The organism is Microbacterium sp. LWO12-1.2, from assembly GCF_040675875.1.
In the GTDB taxonomy this organism is placed as follows: Bacteria; Actinomycetota; Actinomycetes; order Actinomycetales; family Microbacteriaceae; genus Microbacterium.
This window is the reverse complement of the sequence record NZ_JBEGII010000001.1, coordinates 2,674,620-2,689,575: the sequence shown is the minus strand read 5'-3', so window position 1 is coordinate 2,689,575 and position 14,956 is coordinate 2,674,620. Positions and strand designations below refer to the sequence as shown.

Sequence of the window (14,956 nt, the reverse complement as noted above, 5' to 3'; positions counted from 1 at the left end):
TGTCGCCGCCTGAACGGACTCTCCGGCGTCTCAGAAAAGGCTACGAACCCGCGGATCACCGCGGTATCCCTAGGGGTGGGGATATCCGTCGACCGGCACTGTTCTCGTCATCCGCTCGATACGCGGCTCCGCTCGCGGATCCGGAGCGGTTCGAGTCCTAGGCTGGGCCCATGGTCGAGTCGTCGTCATCCTCCTCTGATGCCGGGGCATCCGAACCCCTCGCGGAGCGCGCCGTCGATCTCGCTCGTCGCTGGGTGATCGAGGCCGGCGCCGTCGAGGTCGACCCCGCCGCCGAGCGGCTGGCCGGAGTCCTGCAGGATGCCGGAGGGCTGCCGTTCACCCTCGGCTTCGTCGACGGTGTGATGCGCCCAGAGAGCCTCGGCGCCGCAGCGTCGCAGCTGCACCGGATCGCCCCGGACGTGCCAGGTTTCCTGCCCTGGTACCTGCGCGGAGCCGTACGTCTCGGCGGCGGCGTCGCGCCCCTGCTGCCCTCGCCCGTCGTGCCGATCGCCCGCAGGATGCTGCGCGAGATGGTCGGTCACCTCGTGGTGGATGCGCGACCGGCGAAGCTCGGTCCTGCCCTCGCGAAGCTCCGCGACCCTTCGACCGGCTCGGGAGCCCGAGTCCGCCTCAACCTCAATCTGCTCGGCGAGGCCGTGCTGGGCGAGGCCGAGGCGAAGCGCCGGCTCGACGGCATCCACGAACTGATCCGACGTCCGGACGTCGACTACGTCTCGGTCAAGGTCTCGGCGATCATGAGCCACATCTCGATGTGGGCGTTCGACGAGGTCGTCGAGCAGGTCGTCGCACGCCTGCTGCCGCTGTATCTGACGGCGGCGGGCCCTTCGACGGGCTCAGGGACCCAGGGGGGAGCGGGCTCAGGGACCCAGGGGGGAGCAGGCTCAGGGAGCGGGCCCACGTTCATCAATCTCGACATGGAGGAGTACCGCGACCTCGACCTGACGATCGCGGTGTTCACGCGCCTCCTCGAGGATCCGAGGTTGCAGGGGCTCGAGGCGGGCATCGTGCTGCAGGCGTACCTGCCCGATGCGTTGCCCGCACTGCAGGAGCTCACCGCGTGGGCGCGCGAGCGCGTCGAGTACGGCGGCGCCCCCATCAAGGTGCGTCTGGTCAAGGGCGCGAACCTCGCCATGGAGCAGGTCGAGGCGAAGCTCCACGGGTGGACGCCGGCGACCTACGACACCAAGCTCGACACCGACGCGAACTACCTGCGCTGCCTCGACTGGGCGCTGCAGCCCGAGAACACTGCTGCCGTACGCCTCGGCATCGCCGGCCACAACCTGTTCGGCATCGCCTACTCCTGGCTGCTCGCCGGCGAGCGCGGTGTGCGCGACCGGATCGAATTCGAGATGCTGCTCGGCATGGCGCAGGGGCAGGTGCAGGCGGTCTCTCGAGAGGTCGGGGCTGTGCTGCTGTACGTGCCGGTGGTCGCGCCGGCCGAGTTCGACGTGGCCATCAGCTACCTGGTGCGGCGGCTCGAGGAGAGCGCGTCGCCCGACAACTTCCTGTCGGCCGCGCTCCGGTTGGGCGACGACGAGTCGCTCTTCGTGCGGGAACGTGACCGCTTCCTCGACGCGCTGGACCGCTCGACGGAGCCGACGTTCTGGCGCGGGCCGCGGCGCACCCAGAACCGTCTCGCCCCGATGCACGAGGCGGTGCGCCCTGTGCCTGCCGCCCCTGTACCGGAGGTGGACCTCACCAAGGCCGTACTCGGCATCTCGCGTGGGTCCGACGGCGAAGCCTTCCTCGAGACGGCGGTCTACTCGGCGCGCGAGCTGGATGCGGATGCCGGCGGCGCTCCCGGCTTCGTGAACGCGCCGGACACCGACCCTGCCCTGGCGGCGAACCGCGAGTGGGCGGCGGACGTGCGCGCACGCATCGCGGACTCGACCGCGGGCGTCGACACCCTCGCGCTCTCCCGCATCGACGACCCCGAGACGTTGGACGAGCTCGTCCGCCAGGTGCGGGATGCGGCACCGAGCTGGGGTTCGCGCCCCGCGGTCGAGCGTGCCGAAGTGCTGTTGCGTGCGGCGGCCGCGCTCGAGTCGCACCGTGGAGAGCTGATCGAGGTCGCGGCATCCGAGACCGGCAAGGTCTTCGCCGAAGCCGACGTCGAAGTCAGCGAGGCCGTCGACTTCGCCCGGTACTACGCCGCCAAGGCCCGCGAGCTCGATGCGATCTCGGGGGCAGCCTTCGTGCCGGCGGCGGTGACCGTGGTCGCCCCTCCGTGGAACTTCCCCGTGGCGATCCCTGCGGGTGGAGTGCTGGCGGCGCTCGCCGCGGGATCCGGCGTCGTGTTCAAGCCCGCACCGCAGGCGCGTCGCTGTGCGGCCGTCGTCGCCGAGGCGCTGTGGCAGGCCGGCGTGCCGCGTGACGTGCTGGCACTCGTCGATATCGAGGAGGGCGACCTCGGCCAGGCGCTCATCACGCATGAGGCCGTCGACCGCGTCATCCTCACCGGCTCGTGGGACACCGCAGCGCTGTTCCGCTCGTGGCGCCCCGATCTGCCGCTGCTGGCCGAGACCAGCGGCAAGAACGCGATCATCATCACTCCGTCGGCCGACCTCGACCTGGCGGTCGCCGATCTCGTGAAGAGCGCGTTCGGGCACGCGGGGCAGAAGTGCTCGGCGGCGTCGCTCGCGATCCTCGTCGGCCCGGTCGGCCGGTCGCAGCGGTTCGCTCGACAGCTCGCGGATGCCGTGCGCTCGCTGCACGTGGGCTGGCCGAGCGACCCCCTCGCCGAGGTGGGACCCGTGATCGAGAAGCCGCAGGGCAAGCTGGCCTGGGCGCTGAACGACCTCGAGGGCGACGAGCAGTGGCTCATCGAACCGGCCGTGGCGGCCGACGATGAGAGCGGGCGGCTGTGGCGGCCGGGCATCCGCGTCGGCGTGCAGGCAGGATCGCGTTTCCACACCGAGGAGTTCTTCGGGCCGGTGCTCGGGATCATGCACGCGCCGACCCTCGCGCGGGCTGTCGAGATGCAGAACGCGGTCGCCTACGGACTGACCGCGGGGCTGCACACGCAGAACCCCGATGAGCTGGCGTTCTGGCTCGATCGGGTACAGGCCGGCAACCTCTACGTGAACCGCGGCATCACCGGCGCGATCGTGCAGCGGCAGCCGTTCGGCGGGTGGAAGCGCTCGTCGGTCGGCCCCGGTGCCAAGGCCGGTGGTCCGAACTACCTGATGGGTCTGGGCACCTGGCGTTCGCAACCCGGAGCCGCGGCATCCAGCACCCTGCACCTGCGCGGTCTGGACTCGCGGATCACGGCGCTCATCGAGTCCGCCCAGCCGTCGCTGGAGTACGAGTCGTTCGAGTGGCTGCGCCGCGCCGCTCTGTCGGATGCCCTCGCCTGGGACCGCGAGTTCGGACAGGTGCGCGACGTCTCCCGGCTCGGGATCGAGCGGAACCTGTTCCGGTATCGGCCGCTGCCCGTCGAGATCCGCGCCGCCGCCGATGCCCCGCTACAGGACGTGCTGCGCGCGGTCATCGCCGCGGTGCGAGCCGGTGCCGGCTTCACACTGTCGACACCGGTCGGGCTCCCCGCCGGGGTGCGCCACGCGCTCGGAGACCTCGACGCCGCGGTGCACCTGGAGAGCGACGACGAGTGGATGCAGCGGATGCTGCGCCGCGAGGAGTCCGTCGAGCCGGGCGCGGCTCCGGCGCCGCGGGTGAACCGGGTGCGTCTGGTCGGCCCGCGGGCCACGGTCGCTGCGCTGCACTCGGTGCTCGCCGCCGTGGTCGAGGGTGACCCCGACCTCGCCGTGTACGACGGCGAGGTGACGGCGGCCGGACGCATCGAGCTGCTGCCGTTCGTGCACGAGCAGTCCATCAGCATCACTGCGCACCGCTACGGCAACCCCGACCGCACCTTCAGCGACGTGATCTGAGCCCCCGCCCCCGCCCCCCGCGCCCGCATCCGCCGTGAGGGGTCAGAACACGCCGTGCCTCGTGGCGGGCGCGCGGCGTGTCTTGACCCCTCAGGAAGAAGGTTGCGGCGCGTGTAAAGAATTCTTGACACGCATCACTGCGGCGACGTACAGTGAGCGTGTCAATAATTCTTTACACGGAGGTCGTCATGGTCTACGAGGAGCGCAACGCCTGGGCGGGAGTCATCCTGACCCCGATCTCGTTGGTCGTCTACGTCGTGCTGGTGTTCCAGCTGGCCGGCGGAGGGCCGCTGACCGACGTCGACTGGTTCCCGCTCATGCTGTGGGTCATCGGCGTGAGCATCGTCGCGACCATCGTGCTGAGCATCGTCTGGGGCCTCATCGCGCGGGCGAAAGACCCCGAGGATGCGGGCCGCTCCGACATCCGCGACCGCGACATCAGCCGCATGGGCGGACGTGTCGAACAGGCGTTCCTGGTGATCGCGGGGCTCGGGGTGATCGTGCTGTGCGCGGTGGGCGCCGACGTGTTCTGGATCGCGAACACCATGTACGCCGGATTCGCGGTCGCCGCCCTCGTCGGCAGCATCGCCCGCGTCATCGCCTACCGCCGGGGCCTGGTGTGATGGTCAAGCCCACGCTCGTCTCCAACAGCATCCGCCAGCATCGGGAGGCTGCCGGCCTCACGCAGGCTGAACTCGCCCGCACCGTCGGGGTGACCAGGCAGACCCTCATCGCGATCGAGCAGGAGAAGTACTCTCCGACACTCGAGCTCGCGTTCCAGATCGCCCGCGCCTTCGGCGTGGGACTCGACGACCTCTTCCAGTATCCCGAGCATTGAGAGACCGAGAGCACTGACATGACCGAGATGATGTCCGCCTGGCGCGGTGAGGCCTACGGGCCCTCCGCCGGCACGACGCTCGCCCAGATCCCCGTCCCCGTCCCTCGTCGCGGCGAGGTGCTGCTGAAGATCCGCGCCACCGCCCTGAATGCGGGGGATGTGCGCCTGATGCTCGGCGACCCCCTGCTCGTGCGTCCGATCTACGGGTTCACGCGTCCGAAGTACCCCGTGCGGGGGATGGATGTCGCCGGCACGGTCGTCGCGGTCGGGCCGGATGTGGTTGGCGCCGAGGTCGGCGAAGAGGTCATCGGCGAGCTCTCGGGTGGCGGAGGGCTTGCGCCCTACGCCACGGTCGCCGCATCCCGACTGGTGCCGCGGCCGACCGACGTCGCCCCCGAGCCCGCCGCCTGCCTGCCGATCGCCGGTGGCACCGCGTGGCAGGCGCTCGACCTGGCCGGCGTCGGACTGACAGCTGCGACCGCGCCCCGCGTGCTGATCATCGGGGCATCCGGTGGTGTCGGCACGTTCGCCGTGCAGCTGGCCGCGCTCCGAGGGGCCGAGGTGTGGGCCACGTGCGGCGCGCGCAACGCCCCGCTGGTCGAGCGGCTCGGCGCCGTGCGCACGCTCGACCACCGCACGCATCCGCTCACGGAGCTTCCCACCGCGCACTTCGACGCAGTCATCGATATCGCCGGAGGGATGCCGCTGCGCGAACTGCAACGCCTGACAGCTCCCGGTGGCACCGTTGCGCTGGCGACCGGCGACGGGGGACACGTGCTCGGGCCCGTGCCGCGGATGTTGAAGGCCGCGTTCCTGTCGATCGGGTCGCGCCGCCGCATCCGTCCGCTCGCCGCCACGACCAGGCCCGAGGTGCTGCGCACCCTGCTCGAGCTGACGGCCGAGGGGCGCATCGTGCCGGTGATCGAGCGCGAGTACGCGTTCGACGAGGCATCCGCCGCCCTCGCCCACATCGAGGCCGGTCACACGGTCGGCAAGGTCGTCGTGCGCGCCGCATAGCCGCGGCACCCTGGCGTCGCACAGCGGGCGGATGACACAATGGAGCGTGGCGTGCCCGAGTCGCATCTTCCCCGCAGCCGGCTCTGAACGAGCGGCGGGTCGAAGGACCGTCGGGCCCCTGGACAGCGTCCGCCGGAACAGTTCCTCGAGGAGCACCCATGTCGATGCCTGAGACCACCGTCACATCAGCACCCACCCGCACCGCGCACCACCGCCGCTATCTGATGTGCCGCCCCGAGCACTTCACCGTCAGCTACACGATCAACCCGTGGATGGAGCCGACGAAGCCGACCGACACCGCCAAGGCGGTCGCGCAGTGGCAGAAGCTCCACGACCTGTACCTCGAGCTGGGTCACGAGGTCGAGCTGATCGAGCCGCTGGCCGACTACCCCGACATGGTCTACACCGCCAACGGCGGGTTCCTGATCGACGGTCGCGCCTACGTGCCGAAGTTCCGTTTCGTCGAGCGCGCCGGTGAGGCCCCCGCGTTCGCCGACTGGTTCCGCGGCGCCGGCTACGACACCGTCATCCCGGAAGAGGTCAACGAGGGCGAGGGCGATTTCCTGCTCGTCGGCGATGTCATCCTCGCCGGCACCGGGTTCCGCTCGACCGGCGACAGCCACCGTGAGGTGGGTGAGGTCTTCGGCCGCGAGGTCGTGTCACTGAACCTGGTCGACCCGCGCTTCTACCACCTCGACACCGCGATCGCCGTGCTCGACCCGGTGCAGGGCGTCGAGAACGGCGGTCCGGAGCGCGCCAACATCGCCTACCTCCCCGGTGCCTTCGACGACGCGAGCCGTGCGATCCTCGAGGAGCGCTTCCCCGACGCGATCCTGGTGTCGGATGAGGACGGCTCGGTGTTCGGGCTGAACTCCGCGAGCGACGGCTACAACGTGGTCATCTCTCCTCGCGCGAAGGGCTTCGAGGCGCAGCTGCGCGAGCGCGGCTACAACCCGATCATGGTCGACCTCTCCGAGCTGCTGCTCGGCGGCGGCGGCATCAAGTGCTGCACGCTCGAGCTGCGGGGCGCCGAGTGAGCGGCGTGGGGGGCGCTTCGACAGGCTCAGCGACCCAGGGCGGGTCGGCCGTGACGCATGTCGCGCACAACTACCACCCGCTGCGCGTCAACATCGCCCGCGGTGAGGGTGCCTGGGTGACGGATGTCGAGGGCAAGCGCTACCTCGACCTGCTCGCCGCGTACTCCGCGGTGAACTTCGGGCACCGGCATCCCGCGCTCGTCGCCGCGCTCACCGAGCAGCTCGGCCGGGTCACGCTCACCAGCCGTGCGTTCGAGAGCGACCGGCTCGAGCCGTTCGCGGCCGCGCTCGCGAAGCTCTGCGGCAAGGATCTGGTGCTGCCCATGAACACGGGGGCCGAGGCTGTCGAGACCGGCATCAAGGTCGCGCGCGCCTGGGGTTATCGGGTCAAGGGCATCGCCGACGGCCGCGCGCGCATCATCGTCGCGGCCGGCAACTTCCACGGCCGCACCACCACGATCATCAGCTTCAGCGACGACGAGTCCGCGCGTGACGGCTTCGGCCCCTACACGCCCGGTTTCGACATCGTGCCCTACGGGGATGCGGATGCCATCGCCGCCGCCATCACCGATGACACGGCCGCGGTGCTGATCGAGCCGATCCAGGGCGAGGCCGGGGTCGTGATCCCGCCGGAGGGGTACCTGCGCCGCATCCGCGAGATCTGCGACGAGAAGAACGTGCTGTTCATCGCCGATGAGATCCAGTCAGGACTCGGCCGCGTCGGCGAGACCTTCGCGTGCGACCGCGAGGGCGTGGTGCCCGACCTGTACCTGCTCGGCAAGGCCCTCGGCGGCGGCATCCTGCCGGTGTCGGCTGTCGTCGGCGACGAGGATGTGCTCGGGGTCATCCGCCCCGGCGAGCACGGTTCGACCTTCGGCGGCAACCCGCTCGGCGCGGCCGTCGGACTGCGCGTCGTGGAGATGCTGGAGTCGGGCGAGTTCCAGGAGCGCGCCCGGGCCCTCGGCGCCCACCTCGACCAGGGGCTGCAGCCGCTCATCGGACACGGCGTCACGGCGGTGCGCATCGCCGGACTCTGGGCGGGCGTCGACATCGACCCCGCGAAGGGGACAGGCCGCGAGATCGCGGAGAAGCTGCTCGCCCGCGGGGTCCTGGTGAAGGACACGCACGGGCAGACCATCCGCATCGCGCCGCCGCTCGTGATCCGCGCGACCGAGCTCGACTGGGCTGTGGAACAGCTGCGGGTGGTTCTCGGGGCGTAGTTCCGGCATCCGGCATCCGGCGGCTGAACTTTTTTCGGCCCTGATCAAGAATCGCGGACGAATCGTGAGGATTCCTCCGCGATTCTTCACATTCTCCGAAAAGCGGGAGGCCGGTTCAGGAGGAAGGCCGGTTCAGGAGGAAGGCCGGTTCAGGGGGCAGGCCGGCGCAGGGACTCAGGCCGGCGGGTTGTCGGGGTCGAGCAGCTTGAGCGTCTCCTCCTCGGCGGGGTTGTCGGCCTGCAGCTGCTGCTCGGTCGTCTCGTCACCGCCGAGCGGAGCCGGGGTGTCGTCGTCGCGGCTCGCGTCGCCCTGGATGGCGCCGTCGGGGGAGTGGCCGTGGCTCGCGTCGCCCTGGATCGCGCCGTGCGGGGAGTCGCCGTGCGAGCTGTCGCCTTGGATCGCGCCGCCCTGGCTGCCGCCCTGCGGGTCGTGCTCCTCGGTGCCGTCGACGTCGGATGCCCCTTCGGCGGGGTCCTGGGGGTGCGGTGTGGTGTCGGTGTTCTCAGTCATGACGCGAACGTACGTCCGTGAGGCCGGGGCCGAGCACCCCCTTGACACCGCGCAGAAAGCGGTCAGCGCGGATACTGGGGCGACTCGTCTTCACCGTGCGACGGCACATCCGGATCGTCGTACCCCGAGAGCTCGTCGGACGACACCAGGTCATCCACGTCGAGCGTGGCCGGCCCGGCATCCGCCTTCGATTCGGTGCTGAGCAGCTGCGCGGGGATGCGGATCGGCGTGGTCGGTGCGACCGGCAGTCCGAGCCTGCGCTGCAGCGAGCGCATCCACCGCGGCTGGGCACCCAGCACCCCACGCTCATCGCGGGACTCCACCTCGAGACCGTAGTAGTCGCCGATCTTGTCGATCAGCTGCGCGCGCTCCGCTCGGGCGTAGGCGCGCCGCTCGCGCGTGAAGGCGACGACCGTCGACCAGCAGATCAACAGCAGTACGACGCTGAACGGCAGCGCGATCGTGATCGCGGCGGTCTGCAGCGCGGTGAGGCCGCCCGCCAGCAGCAGCGCGATCGCGAGTGCCGCGGTGACGACCACGAAGAAGGTGCGGATCCAGCGCTTCGGGTTCTGCTGTCCTCCGGTGGCGATCATGCCCATCACGAGAGCGCCGGAGTCGGCAGAGGTCACGAAGAAGATCGTGATCAGCAGCAGGGCGCCGAGCGTCACGACCGTGGTGCCGGGGACGTGGGCGAGCAGTTCGAACAGCGCGCCCTGCACGTCGACCGTGCCGTCGGGGCCCGTGAGCGTGCCGGGGGACTGCAGCTCGAGCGCGAGTGCGGATCCGCCCAGCACTGCGAACCACAGGATGCCGAGCAGGGTCGGCACCAGGATGACACCGGTGACGAACTCGCGCACCGTGCGGCCCTTGGAGATGCGGGCGATGAAGATGCCGACGAACGGCGCCCACGAGATCCACCAGCCCCAGTAGAACGAGGTCCACTGCGCCTGCCACTCCTCGCCGGCGGTTCCCTGGAACGCGCTGACGTTGAACGACAGGCTCACGAAGTTCTGCACGTAGTAGCCGATCGACTGCACGAACTCGCGGAGCAGGAACTCGGTCGGACCGACGGCCAGCAGATAGAGCACGAGCAGCCCGGCCATGATGAGGTTGGCGTTCGACAGCCACTTCATGCCCTTGGTGACGCCGGACAGCACCGACATCAGTACGAAGACCGAGATGATCAGGATGATGATGACCTGCGTGGTCTCGTCGGGCTTCGCGAGCCCTGCGGCGCTGAGGCCGGCGCTGATCTGGATCACGCCGAGACCGAGCGAGGTCGCGACGCCGAACAGCGTGCCGACCAGGGCGATCACGTCGATCGCGTGTCCCCACCCTCCTTCGACGCGCTTTCCGAGCAGCGGCTCCAGGGTCCAGCGGATCGAGATCGGGCGCTTGCGGCGATGGATGGCGTAGGCGAGCGCGAGACCGATCACGACGTAGATCGACCAGGCGTGCACGCCCCAGTGCAGGTAGGTCTGGCCGAGTGCGGCCTGCGCGAGCTGCTCGGGCGTGCCGGTGACGCCCGGCCGCGGCGTCGCGAAGTGCGTGAGGGGCTCGCTCACGCCGTAGAACACCAGGCCGATGCCCATGCCGGCGGCGAACAGCAGCGAGAACCACGACATGAGCGAGAACTCCGGCTCATCGTCATCCCGGCCGAGCTTGATGTCGCCGAAGCGGCTGAAGCCCAGGTAGAGGCTGAAGGCCACGAAGAACGCGGCGATCAGCACGTAGTACCAGTTGAAGGCGTTCACGATCGTCGTCTGGATCGCGCCGAACATGGCCTCGGCGAGATGCGGGGCGGCGAGCGTGAACGCGACGAAGGCGACGATGATCACCGTTGCGGGCCAGAACACCCAGCGCTGCAAGGGTGGCAGTGCACGGCGGGCCGCTGCGCCTTCCGCGGTGTCGGTGGAGACCGGATCCGAGGGTGTGGTCTCCGACGGCTGGGGCGTGCTCTCCGGTCCGCTCATCCCTCAACGGTATATCGCTGACGCTCCGGCGGTCAGTCCTTCGGCCGTGCGGAGCGGATCGGGGTGGTCACGGCCGCCTCGTCGCTGAACTCCACCGGGTCGACCTCGTCGATGATGCTGAGCGGCCGCGTCTCGTCGAGGGTGAGCAGGAACCGGCGGTTCTCGTCGCGGTGCAGCCGACCGGAGGTGAACACCCAGATCGCGCCGATCGCGCAGGCGATGAGACCCGCCGTCCCGCCGAGCATGATCGCGGCGCGGGGGCCGAATGCGTCGGCCACCCATCCGGCGATCGGGGCCCCGACCGGTGTCGAGCCCATGATCACGGCCATGTAGAGGGCGAGTACGCGGCCCCGGAGCGCGGGGTCTGTGGTCATCTGCACGTAGCCGTTGGCCGTCGTCAGCAGGGTCACGATCATGAAGCCGGTGAACATCAGGGTCACGGCGTACGCGGCGTAGCTCGGCATCGCGGACGACACGAAGGCGGCGATGCCGAATCCGCCGGCCGCGAAGATCACGACGCGCACCCTGGCGCGGTCGCGGCGTGCGGCCAGCAGGGCGCCGGCCAGCGAGCCGATCGCGAGGATCGAGCTGAGCACGCCGTACCCGTCCGCGCCGGAGCCGAACTCGATCGCCATGGTCGAGGCGAAGATCGGGAAGTTCATGCCGAAGGCCCCGATCAGGAACACCGTCACGAACACGACACGCAGGTCGCTGCGCCCCCAGACGTAGCGGAAGCCGGCGGCGAGACCGCCACGGTTGCGGTGCTTGGGGCGGGGGGCGAGCAGGCTCGTGCGCAGCATCGCCAGGGCCAGGATCATCGCGAGGAACGTGGCCGCATTGACGATGAACACCCAGCCGGAGCCGATCGCCACGATCAGCAGCCCGCCGACGGCCGGTCCGATCATGCGGGCCAGGTTGAAGGATGCCGAGTTCAGTGCGACCGCGTTGGAGGTGTCGCCCGTGGAGACCATGTCGGACACAAACGCCTGGCGTGCGGGTGCATCGAAGGCGTTCACGACGCCGAAGCCGAGCGCGAAGCAGAACATCATCGGCAGCGTCATCAGGCCGTTGAGCAGCAGCACACCCACGGCGATCGCGAGACCGAGCAGTGCGGTCTGCGTCGTGAGCAGGATGCGGCGGCGCTCGAACCGGTCGGCCACCCAGCCGGTGAGACTGACGAGCACGAGCGGCGGACCGAACTGCAGCGCCATCGTCACGCCCATGGCTGTCGCGTCGTTGTCGGTCAGCTCGGTGAGCACGACCCAGTCCTGGGCGGTCGCCTGCATCCACCCGCCGACGTTGGAGACCAGAGCCCCGGCGAACCAGATGCGGTAGTTGATGTTCGCGAACGAACGGAACATGGCGCTCATCGGTCGGTCACCCGCCGCATCAGCTCGCTCGCCGCGCGGAGCGTCGCGAGCTCGTCCTCGGTGTAGTCGAGCTCGCGGAGCATGTCGGCGAGCAGCTCGTCGCGGCGGCGGATGGTCTCGACCACGATCTCGGTTCCGGCCGCGGTGATGTCGACCTGCACGCGGCGGCGGTCGTCCTCGTCGGGCGTGCGCACCACGAACCCCTGCTTCTCGAGCCCGTCGACCGTGCTCGTCATCGAGGGTGCTGTCACGCGCTCGTGCTCGGCGAGGGCGGAGATCGTGCGGCGGCCGTGCATCCGCAGGGTCGCGAGCACGGCGAGCTGCGCGTCGCTCATGGAGTCGGCGGCGCGGGCGCACCGGAGCCGGCGGGCCAAGCGGAAGGTGGCCATGCGCAGGTCTGTGGCGGTGAGGTGGAGGGATTCTTCAGACGCAGACATTACTTAGATAGCCTATCTAATCTTTTGAGAAGGCGGAAGGGCCTATGCCGTCGCCGCCGCGCGCACCCGGCAGAATGGAGGCGTGACCCGAACTCTCGCCATGGAACTCGCCGTACAGGACCCCGCCGGTGTGCGCATCGCCACGGAGGTCGGCGCCGCGCGCGTCGAGCTCGCCACCGCCCTCGCGCTGGGCGGGCTCACTCCGTCGCAGGCGGCGGTGGAACTCGCGGTCGAGACCGCCGGTGACACCGGCCCCGAGGTGCACGTGCTGATCCGGCCGCGCGCCGGAGGGTTCCACTACGACGCCGACGAGCTCGCCGTCGCCGAGCGCGACGTGCGCCTGGCGCTCGCCTCCGGCGCCACCGGGGTCGTCATCGGCACGCTCGATGACGAGGGGCGCCTCGACATCGATGCGATGACCCGCCTGCGCGACGCCGCCGGGGGAGCATCGGTGACCCTGCACCGCGCCATCGACGTGACCGCCGACCCGGTGGCCACGCTCTCGGCCGCGCGGAGCCTCGGACTGCGACGTGTGCTCACCTCGGGCGGTGCCTCCGCAGCCATCGACGGCATCGACATGCTGCGCGCCCTCGTCGCCGCAGCCGAGGGCGAGATCGAGATCATGGCCGGCAGCGGCGTGGATGCCGCCACCGCGCCGGCGCTCGCCGCGATCGGCGTCGACGCCCTGCACTTCTCGGCCAAGCGCGCGGTGCGCGAAGACGGCGGGGTGCGCATGGGGTCGGCATCCGACGGCGTCGGTGGCTACGAGGTCACGGATCGCGACATCGCCCTCGGGGTGCGGGCAGCGCTCGGCCTGTAGCCGGTCCTCGCCGCCATGGGTAGGCTCTCAGCGTGACGGATACGCGAGAGTTCACGGATGCCCACGGCATCGCCATCGTCTATGACGTCCACTCGGCGGAGGGCATGCCGCGCGGAGTCGTGCAGCTGCTGCACGGCGTCGGCGAGCATGCGGGACGCTACGGCGCGCTGATCGCCGCGCTCACCGGTGCGGGCTTCATGGTCTACGCCGATGACCACCGCGGGCACGGGCGCACCGGCATCCGCCAGCATGAGGGCCCGGCAGGGCTCGGCCGTCTCGGCAAGGGCGGGCTGCGCGCGGCGGAGGACGCCGTGTGGCAGCTGACCGGCATCATCCGCGACGAGAACCCCGAGCTGCCGCTCGTGCTGCTCGGTCACTCGTGGGGATCCTTCCTCGCGCAGATGCTCGTGAACGACCACCCCGAGGCCTGGGACGCCGTCATCCTCTCCGGCTCGGCGCTGCGCATGCCCGGATCGCTGAACGCGGCACCTCTGAACGCCCGATGGGCGGGTCCGGACGCGACCGGGTTCGAGTGGCTCAGCCGCGACCCCGCGGTGTGGGATTCCTTCGAGAACGACCCGCTGACCACCGACGTGCCGCTGCTCAAGCTGTTCGGCCCTGTCGAGGCCGCGAAGCTCTACGGACGCCCGGCGAAAGCCCTCGCGGCGAAGGGGCACGACATCCCGCTGCTGCTCATGGTCGGACGCGACGACCCGGTCGGCGGACCCCGCAGCGTGCACAAGCTGGCCGAGGAGTACCGCACCCGTTCCGGCTTCACGGATGTCACGACGCTGGTCTACCCGGATGCGCGGCACGAGATCTTCAACGAACTGCAGCAGGGCGAGGTGCGCGCCGACGTGCTCTCCTGGCTCGACAAGCACTTCCCGCCGCGCGACTGATCCGGTTTTCGGCGTCGCCGTGTTACGCACGATGAACGCGGATGACAGCCGGTGAAGCCGCATGACGCGCTCCTCGAAGCCGCGCTCGGCCGCCGCATAGATTCAGGGCATCATTCCGCGGACGAGCGAGGTGAGGTCCCCCAGCGGTGCCCTCGCAGGGGAGGGAACTGCTGCGATGAGTTTCGAGAAGGACTGGCAGGACTGGCACGCATCGCGTGAGCGCTATGCGGGCGCGGAGTACGGACCAGCGGCGCTCGAGTCGACCAACTGGCTCATCACCGAGCCGGCCGCCGTCGACGGCATCCCCGGGCTCTGGGCGCTCACTGCGGACGGCGGCATCCGAGGCACCGACCTCGGGCAGGCCGGCGAGAGCGTGGCTCTGCACGGAGTGCAGACGCTGCGACTCGGCAGGCGGGAGCTGCGACGGTTCACGCGCAACGGCACCGTCGCGCTGCGTGTCTACAATCCCGGCCGGTTGGAGCGGGAGCGGTTCAGCGGCATCGACGCCTATCGACCCGACCGGGCCTGGCGGGTGGCCGCGAACTTCGAGCCGACGCCTCACGAGCAGGTCACGATCACCACGGTCGACGGTGCGACGCACGAGTCTCCGCTCGCCGGACGCCTGCGCTTCACCCTGCGCGAGAAGGAGTATGACCTGACGGTCACTCGCAACGCGCAGGGCGCGCTGAGCGCCGTGTTCGGAGACGGGACCAACGGGCGTGAGACCTATCGGTTCCGGTTCCTGCCCGTCGACGAGCCCGCGGCCGACGGCACCGCGGTGGTCGACTTCAACCGCGCATACCTGCCGCCGTGCGCGTTCTCCGACCAGTTCGTGTGCCCGCTACCCCCGGAGGGCAACCGCTACACGGTGCCGATCCGTGCCGGAGAGCGTGCCGTGGTGCTGGGACGCTGACGCCGGACCGG

At 70.2% G+C, this 14,956-nt stretch carries 13 protein-coding genes; 9 read left to right on the top strand and 4 right to left on the bottom strand.

Annotated features, from left to right (window positions below; all coding sequences use genetic code 11):
* The first annotated feature begins 170 nt into the window (after positions 1–170).
* The 6 genes from MRBLWO12_RS12930 to rocD all read left to right on the top strand — a co-directional run bounded on the left by MRBLWO12_RS12930 (position 171) and on the right by rocD (position 8,023).
* Complete coding sequence (locus tag MRBLWO12_RS12930) at positions 171–3,911, top strand: proline dehydrogenase family protein (protein ID WP_363556057.1); 3,741 nt, start codon at positions 171–173, stop codon at positions 3,909–3,911.
* A 188-nt stretch (positions 3,912–4,099) separates the two neighbouring features.
* Positions 4,100–4,534, top strand: coding sequence for a hypothetical protein (locus MRBLWO12_RS12925; RefSeq protein WP_363556055.1), 435 nt, complete (start codon positions 4,100–4,102; stop codon positions 4,532–4,534).
* Entirely contained in the window at positions 4,534–4,749 is a 216-nt protein-coding gene (locus MRBLWO12_RS12920; RefSeq protein ID WP_363556053.1) for a helix-turn-helix transcriptional regulator, read from the top strand. Before MRBLWO12_RS12925 ends, MRBLWO12_RS12920 begins: the two co-directional genes overlap by 1 nt.
* A gap of 18 nt (positions 4,750–4,767) precedes the next feature.
* Positions 4,768–5,766: an NAD(P)-dependent alcohol dehydrogenase gene (locus tag MRBLWO12_RS12915; protein ID WP_363556051.1), complete on the top strand. Its 999-nt coding sequence runs from the start codon at positions 4,768–4,770 to the stop codon at positions 5,764–5,766.
* A 158-nt stretch (positions 5,767–5,924) separates the two neighbouring features.
* Positions 5,925–6,803, top strand: a complete 879-nt coding sequence (gene ddaH / locus MRBLWO12_RS12910) for a dimethylargininase (RefSeq protein WP_363556049.1) — start codon at positions 5,925–5,927, stop codon at positions 6,801–6,803.
* Positions 6,804–6,853: 50 nt separating this feature from the next.
* Positions 6,854–8,023, top strand: a complete 1,170-nt coding sequence (gene rocD, locus MRBLWO12_RS12905; RefSeq protein ID WP_363556047.1) for an ornithine--oxo-acid transaminase — start codon at positions 6,854–6,856, stop codon at positions 8,021–8,023.
* A 174-nt stretch (positions 8,024–8,197) separates the two neighbouring features.
* Here the strand turns inward: rocD and MRBLWO12_RS12900 are convergent, their stop codons facing one another.
* The 4 genes from MRBLWO12_RS12900 to MRBLWO12_RS12885 all read right to left on the bottom strand — a co-directional run bounded on the left by MRBLWO12_RS12900 (position 8,198) and on the right by MRBLWO12_RS12885 (position 12,313).
* Positions 8,198–8,533, bottom strand: coding sequence for a hypothetical protein (locus MRBLWO12_RS12900; protein ID WP_363556045.1), 336 nt, complete (start codon positions 8,531–8,533; stop codon positions 8,198–8,200).
* A gap of 62 nt (positions 8,534–8,595) precedes the next feature.
* Positions 8,596–10,506, bottom strand: a complete 1,911-nt coding sequence (locus MRBLWO12_RS12895; RefSeq protein ID WP_363556043.1) for a BCCT family transporter — start codon at positions 10,504–10,506, stop codon at positions 8,596–8,598.
* Between the two features lie 32 nt (positions 10,507–10,538).
* Entirely contained in the window at positions 10,539–11,867 is a 1,329-nt protein-coding gene (locus MRBLWO12_RS12890) for an MFS transporter (protein WP_363556041.1), read from the bottom strand.
* A gap of 5 nt (positions 11,868–11,872) precedes the next feature.
* On the bottom strand, positions 11,873–12,313 hold the full coding sequence (locus MRBLWO12_RS12885) for a MarR family winged helix-turn-helix transcriptional regulator (protein WP_363556039.1): 441 nt from the start codon (positions 12,311–12,313) through the stop codon (positions 11,873–11,875).
* An 82-nt stretch (positions 12,314–12,395) separates the two neighbouring features.
* Between MRBLWO12_RS12885 and MRBLWO12_RS12880 the strand changes: the two genes are divergently transcribed.
* From MRBLWO12_RS12880 to MRBLWO12_RS12870, 3 genes are all read left to right on the top strand, one after another.
* Positions 12,396–13,133, top strand: coding sequence for a copper homeostasis protein CutC (locus MRBLWO12_RS12880; protein WP_363556037.1), 738 nt, complete (start codon positions 12,396–12,398; stop codon positions 13,131–13,133).
* A 32-nt stretch (positions 13,134–13,165) separates the two neighbouring features.
* Positions 13,166–14,032: an alpha/beta fold hydrolase gene (locus MRBLWO12_RS12875; protein WP_363556035.1), complete on the top strand. Its 867-nt coding sequence runs from the start codon at positions 13,166–13,168 to the stop codon at positions 14,030–14,032.
* 175 nt (positions 14,033–14,207) lie between these two features.
* Positions 14,208–14,945 (top strand): DUF1684 domain-containing protein, encoded by a 738-nt coding sequence (locus tag MRBLWO12_RS12870; protein ID WP_363556033.1) that lies wholly within the window; start codon positions 14,208–14,210, stop codon positions 14,943–14,945.
* The last annotated feature ends 11 nt before the right edge of the window (positions 14,946–14,956 follow it).

Bases quoted from the DNA above. Each gene is read 5' to 3' on its own strand.
- MRBLWO12_RS12930 (WP_363556057.1), top strand. From the start codon at position 171: ATGGTCGAGTCGTCGTCATCCTCCTCTGATGCCGGGGCATCCGAACCC.
- MRBLWO12_RS12925 (WP_363556055.1), top strand. From the start codon at position 4,100: ATGGTCTACGAGGAGCGCAACGCCTGGGCGGGAGTCATCCTGACCCCG.
- MRBLWO12_RS12920 (WP_363556053.1), top strand. From the start codon at position 4,534: ATGGTCAAGCCCACGCTCGTCTCCAACAGCATCCGCCAGCATCGGGAG.
- MRBLWO12_RS12915 (WP_363556051.1), top strand. From the start codon at position 4,768: ATGACCGAGATGATGTCCGCCTGGCGCGGTGAGGCCTACGGGCCCTCC.
- ddaH (WP_363556049.1), top strand. From the start codon at position 5,925: ATGTCGATGCCTGAGACCACCGTCACATCAGCACCCACCCGCACCGCG.
- MRBLWO12_RS12900 (WP_363556045.1), bottom strand. From the start codon at position 8,533: ATGACTGAGAACACCGACACCACACCGCACCCCCAGGACCCCGCCGAA.
- MRBLWO12_RS12895 (WP_363556043.1), bottom strand. From the start codon at position 10,506: ATGAGCGGACCGGAGAGCACGCCCCAGCCGTCGGAGACCACACCCTCG.
- MRBLWO12_RS12890 (WP_363556041.1), bottom strand. From the start codon at position 11,867: ATGTTCCGTTCGTTCGCGAACATCAACTACCGCATCTGGTTCGCCGGG.
- MRBLWO12_RS12885 (WP_363556039.1), bottom strand. From the start codon at position 12,313: ATGTCTGCGTCTGAAGAATCCCTCCACCTCACCGCCACAGACCTGCGC.
- MRBLWO12_RS12870 (WP_363556033.1), top strand. From the start codon at position 14,208: ATGAGTTTCGAGAAGGACTGGCAGGACTGGCACGCATCGCGTGAGCGC.